Raw genomic sequence first — 12409 nt, 5'->3', positions numbered from 1 at the left:
ATCGGCTGCTCGAAGCCGCTACTCCCACAGCCGGGAAAGGGGCATGGGGCGTTGCGGGATACTCGACGGCGTCGGACTGGTAGGCCACGCACGGCCTGGTGAGCGTTGTCAGGCGTGAGGTGATGATGCTGGTATTCGCAAGGCCGCGGCCGACCGGGGCTGGGGCGTCTCGATGAGCACCGACCGCTGGGTGGTGAAGCTGGACCCGCCCGCGGACGCGAGCCCGGGCCTGAAGGCGGTCATCGAAGTGGGCCGCCAGACGATCCAGACGTCGGCGGATCTGCTGGCGACGGGTTCGCCTTCGCAGGCGCCGGATGTGGTCAAGTTGCTGCGCGACGAGAAGCTCGTCACCGGTGACGAGAAGAAGTCGGTCTTGGCCGAGGGTTACGCCAACCGGACGCAGGAGTTCGACGACATCAAGAACGACATCCGCAAGCAAGACGACAACGTCGATCTGTCCGCCTACGGCACCTACGACATCTCCAGCGGCACCTTCGTCGCTATCAGGCAGCATGTCAAAGATCTGCAGGCGACACTGGACGCGGCTCCCGGGGCGAGCCCGGGCAAGCAGTACATCGCTACGGACATCGAGATCAGGCTGGCGAACGCCGTGCTGAAGACGATCGACGACGTACACGACGAGCTCGCGAAGGCCACCGACCGCGTCCAAGCGCACGCGAAGAACATCGACGGCTCCGCGCCCACGTACACCCCCGCCTCGGCGGCAGGCAACTACGTGCCGAGCAACTACATGCAGCGCAGTTATTCACCCGGCCCCGGCTTCGTGCCTGCCGCGACGAGCGCTGATTACGCCCGCTACCAGGGCAACGTCTCGGTCGACGCCGCGATCGACGGCGCGCTCGACGCGCTCGGCATCACCGATCCGGTGGCCCGTGAGTACTGGAAGCGCGGCTACCGGGTTCTGATCGAACGAGAATCCGGCGGAAATCCCAACGCCGTGAACAATTGGGACAGCAACGCGGCCGCCGGACATGCGTCCAGGGGACTTACCCAGACGATCCCCAGCACCTTCCTTGGCTACCATGCCGCTGGAACCTCCAGCAACATTCACGATCCGGTGGCCAATGTCGCCGCCAGCATGAACTACGTCATGGAGCGGTACGGTGTCTCCCGCGACGGCCACGACCTGCAAGCGAAGGTTCAGCAAGCGGATCCGAATCGTTCGCCGAAGGGCTACTGAGCCCGGGGACGGGAGCGATCCGGATGGGACCTGCGATCTGTCCTGCGGGATTCGTTCCGCTGCCACTGAGCGGCTCCGATTGCTCGTCGGGTCGAACGGATTTCGATGACGAGTTATCTTTTCGTTCTCGGCCGGGTCGGTCGTCCGGTTCGACGGCCGAGGCAGCTATGGCGCGCTGCGTCTGGAACACTCGACCGTCGGAAAGGTTCTTTGCTGATGTTCCGTCGTTTCACGACCAACGCGCCCGCCGGGGCGTCGCCGATGGATGATCTGGTGGCAGGCGCGCTGCCGGATCGGGTGCAGATCGCGCATGAGCGATTGGCCCACCAGGACGATCCGGCGCTGCTCGAAGCATTATCGGAGCGTGAGCTCGCCGCCTCCCGCGAGTTGGCCGAGCTCGTGCGTGACTATGAACGCCACGAGAAACGGGCGCGCATCCAGGCGGCCGCCGACGCCGCGGAGCGGGTGCGGCGCACGGCCGCCGAGCTGGCCGAACGGGAAGCCGCCGACTTGCTGCGGGCCGCCCAGGCGATCGGTGAGCAGCGGCACAGCAGCAGCCCGCACGCGAAAGTCGCCCGCCTGCATCAGCGCAAGCCGAGGGTGCTGGGATTGCTGGCCGGAGTCGTCGCGTTCTCGATGCTGTTCTCCGCGGTGACGGTGCAGCAGAACATCGCGCCGTCCGGCGGTGCGACCAATCCGATGTTCTGGCTGTCCTACGGTCTGGAAGCGCTGATCAGCGCGGTACTCGTCGCGCTGATGCTGTCCACCGGGGACACCGCCGAGTGGGGCGTGATCGATCGGCTGTGGCAGGTCTACACCGTCGAGGGCGTCCTGCTGACGGCGAGTATCGCGTTGAACACGTTTCCCTACATCAGGACGGGCGAGGTGGCCGGGATCGGTATCCACGCGATCGCGCCCATCATGATCGGCGTCGCGCTCGTCACCCACCGGCTCGTCGCCGAGCGATACGGGCGCGCGATCGAGCAGGCGACCGCCGCCGTCCCCGACCACGAAGATCTCCAGGAACGACTGGCGGCGCTCACCCAGGTCGGCGGCGCCGGGAACCAGATCCTGCCGAGCATCCTCATGGAGCCGACGGCTCGCCGTGCGAGCGAATCCGCCGCGAGCGAGCCGCCCGCACCCGGCCGGGAGGGCGCGGCCCCCGCGGCTCCGCAGCACGGACAGGCCGCTGAGGCGGGGCAGAAGCAGCCCGCCGCCGAAGCCCCGATCGCCGCGCCCGCCGCTGCGGCGCCCGAACTCACCGAGCTGTGGCTGGCAACGACGCCGCTGCCCGCGATCGAACGGCCGTCCGCGGGCGGTCCGGAAGCGGCTGCCGCAGCCAGTCCGGACGAAGCTGTCCTGGACGCACGTCTGGCGGCGGCGGTGCGACAGACGCTCGACCGGATTCGCACCGGCAGGCAGGCGGAGCCGGGCGAGCAGCCGGTGGAGCCTTCCGTGGCCGTGCCCGAGCCGAGTGCCCCCGGATTCGCGGAGGCGGCCAACGAGCATGGTGCGCGCGGCGAGACCGCCGAGGCGCATCCCGAGTCGACGGCACACAGCGCGGCCGAGGCGGTCACCGAACATATGCTCTCGGCGGCCCCTGAGGTGCCCCCCGAGTCGAACGCCGTTGGCACGGTGGAGCCCACCGGGCACGTCGCGCTCTCGGAGGCTGCCGCGACGCGTTCGGAGTCGAATGGTCGTGCGCTGGAGCCGGGCATGGCCCAGCACTACGCACCCGATGGCAACGACCACGCGCCGCGGATGGAGCAGGTCACGCCGGTCGGTGCCGTGCACCCGTCTCCGGTCGTGCACGAACCGGAGGACCCCGCCGCGACCGCGCCGCACGCGTCCAACGAACCGCAACTCACCACGCGATGACATGAACGGGCCGTAATCCGTTCGGAGACAGCACGGTTCAGCAAGTCCGGCCGACTTGGCGAGTTCGTTTACGGACCGTCTTGCCGCTTACTTGCAAACGGACGGCGTGCCGGAGCGCGGACCGAATTTGCGGCGCGGCGCACCGGCCCACGGTGTCTGGGGCGTTTTCAGCCCTGAGCCTGCAGACTCCAGGTGCGCCCGTCGGGATCGCGCACCGTCATTTCCTTTGTGCCGTAATGGGTTGCCTCGAACGGTGCGACCACGTCGATATCGCTGTTCGGCTGGAACGCGTCGGCGTCGGTGACGGTCAGCACCAGTTGGGTGCGGGGCGTCTGATTGTTCGGGATCTCCGCGATGAAGACATAGGGTCCGTCGCCGTTGCGGAACAGCCCGGAGTTGTGGTCGGTGGTGAATTCCGGCTCATAGCCGAGGGCTAGGAAGAATCTCGCGGTCGCGCCCCAGTTGTGCGTCTCCACGTGGACGCCCTCGATGCCCTTCGTCGTCATATCGCTCTCTCCTCGGGTTGCTTCGGTTGTCCGGGATGTCGTCTTGATCGGCGCGCCATCCAAGCTAGCATGCTAGCAATCTAGCGTACATTGATTTCTTTCGGTCGACCCGATGGCGGAATGGACGTAGCGTCGAATTCGTGAAAGTTCCCGAACACCTGCCCACGACCGCGGGCGAGCTACGTTCGGCCGGCTACCTGCCGCGTGGCGTGAAGGCCGAGATCCGCGAGAACCTCCTGACGCTGCTGAGTTCCGGTGGCGACCCGTGGCCCGGCATCGTCGGGTTCGACCGGACGGTCGTGCCGCAGCTGGAACGCGCCCTGCTGGCGGGACACGACGTCGTGCTGCTCGGTGAGCGCGGCCAGGGCAAGACCCGGCTGCTGCGTACCCTGGTCGGCCTGCTGGACGAATGGACGCCCGTGATCGCGGGCGCCGAACTGGGCGAACATCCGCTCGACCCGATCAGCCCCGCCGGTCGTAGGCTCGCCGCCGAACTCGGCGACGACCTGCCCGTCACGTGGCGGCATCGCTCGCAGCGGTACGCCGAGAAGCTCGCCACGCCGGACACTTCCGTCGGCGACCTGATCGGCGACGTCGACCCGGTGAAGGTGGCCGAGGGCCGCAGTCTCGGTGACCCCGAGACCATCCATTTCGGACTCGTCCCGCGCGCGCATCGCGGCATCGTGGCGGTCAACGAGTTGCCAGATCTCGCCGAACGTATCCAGGTCGCGTTGCTGAACGTGATGGAGGAACGCGACATCCAGGTCCGCGGCTACACCCTGCGCCTTCCGCTGGACGTGCTGCTGGTCGCCACCGCCAACCCGGAGGACTACACCAACCGCGGCCGGATCATCACGCCGCTGAAAGACCGCTTCGGCGCGGAGATTCGCACTCACTACCCGCTCAGCGTGGAGGCCGAGGTGGCGCTGGTGCGCCAGGAGGCCGAGCTCGTTGCCGAAGTGGGCGACCCGCTGATCGAGGTGCTCGCCCGGTTCGTGCGGCAATTGCGCGAGTCGTCCGCGATCGACCAGCGGTCCGGCGTATCCGCTCGTTTCGCCGTGGCCGCGGCCGAGACGGTGGCCGCGGCGGCTTTGCGCAGGTCCGCGGTGACGGGGGAGAGCCCTGCCGTGGCGCGTCCGGTCGACCTGGAATCCGTTCCCGCCGTCTTGCGCGGCAAGCTGGAATTCGAGTCCGGCGAGGAGGGGCGTGAGCAGGAACATCTCACCCATCTGCTGCGCCGCTCGTTCTCCGAGACCGCGCGGGCCCTGCTCGGCGGATTGAATCTGCGGCCACTGGCCGAGGCGGTCGGGGACGGGCATCTGGTCACCACCGGCGAACGCGTGCCCGGCGCGGAGGTCCTCTCGGCATTGCCCGAACTGCCGGTCCTGCACGAGGTGGCCGGACGGCTCGGCGTCGATGCTGCCGATCCGCCGCCGCGGATCGCCTCGGCCGTCGAGTTCGCGCTGGAGGCGCTCTACCTGGCCCGGCAGATCGCGAAGGACTCCGACGACGGTCTGGCGGTGTACGGCCGATGACCGCCGCTGTTGCAGGCGAGGCATCGTGACGAACCCCGATCGCTACTCCTACGGCCCTTACCACGAGGGGCCCGATCCCTTGGCGCCCCCGCTGGACCTGCGCGAGGCACTGGACCGGATCGGTCGCGACGTGATGGAGGGCAGCTCGCCGCGCAACGCCCTGCAAGAGCTGCTGCGGCGCGGCACCCGCGGCACGCCGGGATTGGAGGAGCTGACTCGCCGGTTGTGGCAGCGCCGCGCGGAGATCGCTCGCAGCCACCGGCTGGACGGCACGTTGCAGCAGGTCCGGGAACTGCTGGAGGAGGCGCTGGAAGCCGAGCGCGGCGCACTGTTCCCCGACCCCTCCGACGACGCCAGGTTCGCCGAAGCGCAGCTGGACGCCCTGCCGTCGAGCACGGCCGCCGCCGTCACCGAACTCGCCGACTACGCCTGGCGATCGGAGACCGGCCGCGAGAACTATCAGAAGATCCGTGACCTGCTCGGCCGCGAGCTGCTGGAATCGCGCTTCCAGGGCATGAAACAGGCTTTGCGGAACACCACCCCGGAGGACGTCGAGCGGGTCGGACGGATGATGTCCGACCTCAACGACCTGCTCGCCGCCCATGCCAGGGGCGAGAACACCGAGCAGCGGTTCGCCGAGTTCATGGCCGAGCACGGCGAGTTCTTCCCCGAGAACCCGCGCGACACCGAGGAATTGATCGACGCGCTCGCGGCCCGAGCCGCCGCCGCGCAGCGCATGATGAATTCGATGACCGAGCAACAGCGCGCGGAGCTGTCCGAGTTGATCGGCCAGGCGTTCGGCGATCCGGCGATCGCCCAGCAGGTCGCCGCGCTGGACGCGCATCTGCGGGCGCTGCGTCCCGGTGAGGACTGGAACTCCGCGCGGCGGTTCCGCGGCGAGGATCCGCTCGGCCTCGGCGCGGGCGCGCAGGCCCTGCAAGATCTCGCCGAACTCGACGCGCTCGCCGAGCAACTCGGCCAGACCTACGCGGGCGCCCGGCTGGAGGACATCGATCTGGACGCGCTGGAGCGCCACCTCGGCGCGGACGCGAGCGTGGACGCCGCCCGGCTGGCCGAACTGGAACGCGAATTGCGCAGGCAAGGCATCTTCGAACGAGCGCAGGACGGCTCGCTCCGGTTGACGCCCAAGGCTTTGCGGCGTCTCGGCGAGGTGGCGCTGCGTGATGTCGTCGGGCGCTTGCGGTCTCGGCGCGGCGAACGGGACACCGCCGCGGCCGGCGCCGCGGGCGAGCCGACCGGCGGCTCCCGGGCCTGGCGCTTCGGTGATACCGAGCCGTGGGACGTGTCGCGGACCGTGCGCAATGCCGTGCTACGGTCGGCGTCGACGGGTAATCGCCAGGTGCGGCTGGACGTTTCCGACGTCGAGATCATGGAGACCGAGCAGCGCTCCAGGGCCGCCGTCGCGCTGTGCGTCGACACGTCCTGGTCGATGGTGCAGGACGGCAGATGGGTGCCGATGAAGCGCACCGCTCTCGCGCTGCACCATCTGATCGGCACCCGGTTCCGCTCCGACGCGTTGAGCGTGATCACCTTCGGCAGGCACGCGACGACCGTGGACATCGGCGAACTCACCGCGCTGGAAGGCGTTTGGGAACAGGGCACCAATCTGCACCACGCACTGCTGCTGGCCGCGGCGCACCTGCGCAGGCACCCGGACGCGGTGCCGGTCGTGCTCGTGGTCACCGACGGTGAGCCGACCGCGCACCTGGAGCCGGACGGGGAGACCTACTTCAACTGGCCACCCGCGCAACGCACGCTGGCGGTGACGATGGCGCAGGTCGACGCCTTGGCCAAGCTGGGTGCGTCGGTGACGGTGTTCATGCTCGGCGAGGACCCGCGCCTGGCCGCGTTCGTCGACCTGGTGGCCCGCCGCAGCGGCGGCCGGGTGGTGGCGCCCGGCCTGGACGGCTTGGGCGCCGCCGTGGTCAGCGACTACCTGCGCGGCAGGCGCTGAAGTCGCGGCTTCGCGGGCGGGCAGCGCGGCCGATCTGCCGATTGCTGCGAGATCACTACTTGCCCTTGCCGTCTCCGGGCACGTCCCTGCCGCCGTGCGCCGCGCACAGCGAGGAGACTCGCGCGGCTGTGTCGTTCCGGCGGTACACGTTCATGCGTGCGCGGACGCAGGCGTGCCGGGAAAGCGGCACGGGGGCCGTCGAGCGGCCGTATCGAGAATTTATTGTGGCCGGGTCGGCGTGTCGCAAAACGAAAACCGAAGGGTATAAATACCAATAGGTATTTGATACCGAAAGGTATTTATCGCGCGTTTCCAGGGACGATGTTTTTTACCGGAAATTTCTCACCGATTTGCTGTACATCGCGCGGTGCCCGTGTGTAGCGTCTGGAACCCGTAAACCCCCTCACATGACAAGTGGTGGCGCGTGATCGGAATCGACGGTTGTCTGAAACGCATCATGGATATTCCCGGTGCGCGCAGCGTGACGCTGGTGGACGGTGCGAGCGGTCTGGCGATCGCCGCCGACGGCAGGCACGACCTGGTGGACGAGCACGAAGATGCCGCTGCCACAACGGATGTGGTGCGCGCGGTGCTCGCCTGTCCGGCTTTGTCGACCGACGGCGACGACGTCACCGAGATCATCGTCTACGGCACCCGCGGATATCACCTGTTGAACCTGGTGAACGGCGACTTCGACGGACGGCTTTTCGTGCACGTGCTGTTCGACGAGGAGGCCGGAAATCTCGCGATGGCGCGATACCAGCTGCACGGAATTCTCGACGAATTGGCCGAGGACGCGCATGAGTCCTGAACTCGCGGTCGAATTGCGGCGGTTGGAGCAGGAAGGACGTACGGGGGTGCTGCACGCGGGCGACGGTGCTTTCCATCTCGCCGAAGGCGCGATCGTTTCCGCCGACTGTCGTCGCACCACCGGGCTGGACCGGCTGGTCGTCGAGGCGGGCGTGGCGACCGCCGAGGACTGGCGGCGCGCCGATGCGGGCGATCCCGGCCGTGTGCTGGGACGGCCACGGCTGGAAACCCTCGCGATGCTGTCGGTTTTCGACGCCGCCTATTTCTTGCTGGCCTCGCCCGCCGTCCCGGAGTTCCGCCCGGCCCCACCGCACTGGCTGGCCCCCGTCTGTCACATCACGCCCCGTGCACTCGTGCAGGAGTGCGCGCGGCGCGGCGATCCCGAGTCCGGGCCGTGGCCCGCCGACCTGGTCGATCGCGTCCCGGTCGTGCCGGTCCGCCGAGTGCGGCGACGGCGTTTGGTGGTCACCGGAGGGCAGGCGGAGGTGCTGGCCGCCGCGGATGGCAGGCGCAGCGTCGCGGAGATCGGTCGCGAACTCGGCCGTACCACCTACGGATGTCTGGTGGCGGTGCGGGATCTGACCGCGGCGGGCTTGATCGAGCCGCCCCTCGCGACGCCGGTCCCGGTGGCGGCCGGGCCGGTCGGGCTCGAGCCGGTGCGCCCCGAGTCCGTAGCGGTCGCGCCTGTGCTCGCCGAGCCGGGCCGGCTTCCCCGCCGCCGTGGCAGGCACTCGGCGCCACCGGTCCCGGTCGCCGATCGGTTGGAGCCGCCCGACCGGGACCTGCTCGTCCGCCTGCAAGCGGCTTTGGAGGAGCTCGCGTGACCACGCGAAAGAAACTGCTCGGCGATTGGATGGGAAGGTTGACCAAGGTGGCGATGTCCGGACCCGAACCGAACGCGGCGGTGCTCACGGAGTTGAAAGCGCTGCGCAATCGAGTTCCGCGGCTGACCGGCGCGCTGGTCGCGTCCAACGACGGACTGTTGGTCGCCCATGATCTGCCTGCGCAGATCGAGCCGAACGGGATGGCCGCCATGGCCGCCTCGCAGCTGTCGCTGTCGCACCGGCTTGCCACCACCGCGCACGGCGGCGGGTTCAGCGAGGTCGTGGTCCACGGCACCGGAGGGCATGTGGTCATCTACGCGGCGGGCTGGACGTCGCTGACCGTTTTGGCCGCCCCCGAGGTGAACATCGGCAGGCTGCATCTGGAATCCCGTCCGGCGGCCCGCGCGATCGCCGACTTGCTGACGCCGGTGACCACCGACGCGGGAAGCGAACAAGCAACGAAAACCCACTGAAAGGAAAGCATATGTCCAATATGGATCTGGCCCTCAAAGACATGATGGTGATCGACGGCGCGATCGGCGCCGCCGTCGTCGACTACAACAGCGGCATGGCGCTGGGCATGCTCGGCAGCTCCAAGTCCCTGGACCTCCAGGTCGCGGGTGCGGGCAACACCGAGGTGGTGCGCGCCAAGATGCGCACCATGGACCAGCTGGGGCTCAAAGAGGACATCGAGGACATCCTCATCACGCTGTCCGGGCAATACCACATCATCCGGCCGATGACCGGCCGCAAGTCCAAGGGCCTGTTCCTCTATCTGGCCCTGGACCGGGGACGGGCGAATCTGGCGATGGCCCGGCATCGCCTGCGGGGGATCGAAGAGGATCTGGAGGTCTGATCGGCGATCGAGCCGATTTGACCTGAACCGCTGTTCAGGTTCGACGCTGTTCTGGATACCGAACACGTCGAAGGGAATCCACCATGTCCGACCATCCGATCCGGCTCGCCCTGATCGTCGGCAGCACTCGAGCGGGCCGCTTCGGACCGACCGTCGCCAAGTGGTTCGCCACTCACGCCGAGCGGCGCGACGACGTCGACGTCGACGTTGTCGACCTGGCCGAAACGCCTCTGCCGGAACGACTTTCCCATCACCCCGAACCCGAGGCGGCGCGGGCGCTGGCAGCGGTCGGCCCCCGCCTGGCCGCGGCGGACGGGTTCGTCGTCGTGACACCCGAGTACAACCACAGTTATCCGGCGTCGGTCAAGAACGCCATCGACTGGCATCACACCGAATGGCGGGCCAAGCCGGTGGGATTCGTGTCCTACGGCGGCATCTCCGGTGGCTTGCGCGCGGTGGAGCACCTCAGGCAGGTGTTCGCCGAGCTGCACGCGGTCACCGTGCGCGACACGGTGAGCTTTCACGACGCGGGCAGGCGGTTCGATGCCGCGGGGCAGCCGACGGATCCGGAAATGCCGGTGGCCGCGGCCGATCAGCTGCTCGGCCAGCTGGTCTGGTGGGGCCGCGCGCTGCGGTCGGCCCGCGCCGAACATCCCTACACCGCATGAAGCTTTTTGCACTCGCCCAAGGTCGGGACCGCGGAGCCTGACGCCGTGGTCCCTGGGGCACGGGCGAATGGCGGACATCCGGTTCGATCGGAGGTGCGTAGCCGTGCGGCGGGCAGCCGGGTCCCGGCCGATCGTGCGTCACTCCAGCCCGGCTGGGCGCGGCCAGGGGTTGTCCTCCTTGTCCTCGACCGACTGGTTGAAACGCGCGATGAACCTGCTGAACTGGTCGATGTCGGCCTCGGTCCACTCGGCAACCACCGCGCCGATGCCTTGACGGCTCTGCTTTCGGTCGGAGGCCAAAAGATCGAGTCCCTTGGCGCTGGCGCGGATCTTGCGGGCGATGCCGCCGTCGGGGTCGGGCACCCGGTCGACCAACCCTTGCTTGCGCATCGCTCCGACCTGCCGGTTGATCGTCGAAACGTCCAGTTGAAACGCTTCGGACAGCTCACGCAGGCTCAGCGGATGGTCCAGTTCCAGTCTGGTCAGGATCAGGTACGCCGAGCGGTCGAGCTGGAAGCCGGGACGCCGGAGCACCGCGGCGGGGAAGTGCCTTGACAGCAGTGACAGCTCGAAGACGAGGCGGTACAGCGCCGCGTTGTCGCCGGGGCCGGATTCGGACATACCACACTATGTCGCGAGGATCACGTACTTACCAAATTGTGCAGCATACACACCATATGTACCGTGCACATGTGACTGTAGCTGCCGACGCGTCCTCGAGCGTCTCTGAATCCGGCGACCGGCCCCGTCCCTCGTCGGCACTGCTCATCGCGACGCTCGGCATGGTCGGTGTCGTCGTCTCCCTCATGCAGACGCTGGTCATCCCGATCATTCCGTCGCTGCCCACGCTGTTGCACACCTCCGCGTCCAACGCCTCCTGGGTCGTGACGGCCACGCTGCTGGCGGGCGCGGTGGCGACCCCGATCAGCGGCCGTCTGGGCGATATGTTCGGCAAGCGGCGCGTCTTGTTCGCGAATCTTCTTCTGCTGATCGCCGGTTCGGTGGTCTGCGCGTCCTTCTCCACCCTGGTGCCCGAGATCGTCGGTCGCTCGCTGCAAGGCGCGGCGGTCGGAGCCATCCCGCTCGGCATCAGCATCATGCGCGACGAATTGCCCGCCGAGCGGGTGGGTTCGGCGATGGCGATCATGAGCGCCACGCTCGGCGTCGGCGGCGCGATCGGCCTGCCGGTCGCGGCGGCCATCGCGCAGAACGCCGACTGGCACGCGCTGTTCTGGACCTCCGCCGCGCTCGGCGTCGTGTGCGCAGTCCTGGTTTTCGTGTTCGTCGCGGAGTCGCCGGTGCGCACGCCCGCCCGGTTCGACTTCGGCGGCGCCGTCGGTTTGTCGGTAGCCCTGCTCGCGCTGCTCGTCGCGATCACGAAAGGCGCGGACTGGGGTTGGGCCAGCGCCCGGATCCTGACCCTGTTCGCGGTGTCGGTGGTGGTGTTCCTCGGCTGGGGTGCTTTCGAACTGCGGCAGCGTTCACCGCTGGTGGACCTGCGGGTCTCGGCGCGGCCGAGGGTGCTGTTCACCAACGCGGCCTCGATCGCCGTCGGATTCTCGCTCTACGGCATGTCGCTGACCTTCCCGCAGCTGCTGATGGCGCCGGAGCAGACCGGATACGGCTTCGGGCTGTCCATGATCACCGCCGGGTTGGCGCTGGCCCCCACCGGCTTCGTGATGATGCTGCTGTCACCGGTGTCGGCGCGGCTGTCGGCCACCCGCGGGCCCAAGGTCACCCTCGCGCTCGGCTCCGCGGTGATCGCGGTCGGCTATCTGTGCGCGGTGGTGTTGATGAACAGCGTCTGGGAGATCATGCTCGCCGCGGTGATCGTCGCGGGCGGCGTCGGCCTGGCGTACGCGGCGATGCCCGCGCTGATCATGGGCGCGGTGCCGATCACCGAGACCGGCGCGGCCAACGGCCTCAACTCGCTGATGCGCTCGATCGGCACCTCGACCTCGGCCGCGGTGATGAGCGTGGTGCTGGCGCACATGACCATGCGGCTCGGCCCGCACCTGCTGCCCTCGCGCGACGGTTTCCACACCACCTTCCTCATCGCGATGGCCTCGGCGCTGGTCGCGATCGGTCTGACCGCCGTGATCCCGATGCGGAAGACCGCCGACGCGGCGACCACCACCGGGCATTCCTGACACCTG

Annotated in this window: 12 protein-coding genes; 10 read left to right on the top strand and 2 right to left on the bottom strand. The window is 68.5% G+C overall.

Going from position 1 to position 12409, the window contains the following annotated elements:
• Positions 1-172 precede the first annotated feature (172 nt).
• Both ACIA5H_RS13270 and ACIA5H_RS13265 read left to right on the top strand, forming a co-directional pair.
• Entirely contained in the window at positions 173-1201 is a 1029-nt protein-coding gene (locus ACIA5H_RS13270) for a transglycosylase SLT domain-containing protein (protein WP_397076127.1), read from the top strand.
• 216 nt (positions 1202-1417) lie between these two features.
• On the top strand, positions 1418-3079 hold the full coding sequence (locus ACIA5H_RS13265; RefSeq protein WP_397076125.1) for a hypothetical protein: 1662 nt from the start codon (positions 1418-1420) through the stop codon (positions 3077-3079).
• 167 nt (positions 3080-3246) lie between these two features.
• Here ACIA5H_RS13265 and ACIA5H_RS13260 read toward each other — a convergent pair whose 3' ends face one another.
• The gene (locus ACIA5H_RS13260; RefSeq protein WP_364435224.1) at positions 3247-3585 is read right to left on the bottom strand and encodes a VOC family protein; all 339 of its coding nucleotides are present in this window, start codon (positions 3583-3585) and stop codon (positions 3247-3249) included.
• 140 nt (positions 3586-3725) lie between these two features.
• On the opposite strand from ACIA5H_RS13260, the gene ACIA5H_RS13255 reads away from it, so the two are divergent.
• From ACIA5H_RS13255 to ACIA5H_RS13225, 7 genes are all read left to right on the top strand, one after another.
• On the top strand, positions 3726-5120 hold the full coding sequence (locus tag ACIA5H_RS13255; protein WP_397076122.1) for a sigma 54-interacting transcriptional regulator: 1395 nt from the start codon (positions 3726-3728) through the stop codon (positions 5118-5120).
• Positions 5121-5145: 25 nt separating this feature from the next.
• Positions 5146-7095, top strand: coding sequence for a VWA domain-containing protein (locus ACIA5H_RS13250; protein WP_379256007.1), 1950 nt, complete (start codon positions 5146-5148; stop codon positions 7093-7095).
• Between the two features lie 457 nt (positions 7096-7552).
• Positions 7553-7906, top strand: a complete 354-nt coding sequence (locus tag ACIA5H_RS13245; RefSeq protein WP_397076120.1) for a hypothetical protein — start codon at positions 7553-7555, stop codon at positions 7904-7906.
• Positions 7896-8729, top strand: coding sequence for a hypothetical protein (locus ACIA5H_RS13240; protein ID WP_379256005.1), 834 nt, complete (start codon positions 7896-7898; stop codon positions 8727-8729). Before ACIA5H_RS13245 ends, ACIA5H_RS13240 begins: the two co-directional genes overlap by 11 nt.
• On the top strand, positions 8726-9202 hold the full coding sequence (locus ACIA5H_RS13235; protein ID WP_397076117.1) for a roadblock/LC7 domain-containing protein: 477 nt from the start codon (positions 8726-8728) through the stop codon (positions 9200-9202). Before ACIA5H_RS13240 ends, ACIA5H_RS13235 begins: the two co-directional genes overlap by 4 nt.
• 11 nt (positions 9203-9213) lie before the next feature.
• Complete coding sequence (locus tag ACIA5H_RS13230) at positions 9214-9585, top strand: hypothetical protein (RefSeq protein WP_281877699.1); 372 nt, start codon at positions 9214-9216, stop codon at positions 9583-9585.
• Between the two features lie 83 nt (positions 9586-9668).
• Entirely contained in the window at positions 9669-10253 is a 585-nt protein-coding gene (locus ACIA5H_RS13225; RefSeq protein WP_379256003.1) for an NADPH-dependent FMN reductase, read from the top strand.
• A 138-nt stretch (positions 10254-10391) separates the two neighbouring features.
• Here ACIA5H_RS13225 and ACIA5H_RS13220 read toward each other — a convergent pair whose 3' ends face one another.
• Positions 10392-10874 (bottom strand): MarR family winged helix-turn-helix transcriptional regulator, encoded by a 483-nt coding sequence (locus tag ACIA5H_RS13220; protein ID WP_355078648.1) that lies wholly within the window; start codon positions 10872-10874, stop codon positions 10392-10394.
• A gap of 71 nt (positions 10875-10945) precedes the next feature.
• Here ACIA5H_RS13220 and ACIA5H_RS13215 point away from each other — a divergent pair, with 71 nt between their 5' ends.
• On the top strand, positions 10946-12403 hold the full coding sequence (locus tag ACIA5H_RS13215) for an MFS transporter (RefSeq protein ID WP_397076114.1): 1458 nt from the start codon (positions 10946-10948) through the stop codon (positions 12401-12403).
• The last annotated feature ends 6 nt before the right edge of the window (positions 12404-12409 follow it).

The sequence above is a fragment of the Nocardia sp. NPDC051900 genome, assembly GCF_044452545.1.
GTDB classification, from domain to species: domain Bacteria; phylum Actinomycetota; class Actinomycetes; order Mycobacteriales; family Mycobacteriaceae; genus Nocardia; species Nocardia sichangensis.
Note: the sequence above shows the minus strand (reverse complement) of the source record. Positions and strands in the feature narration are given on the sequence as shown.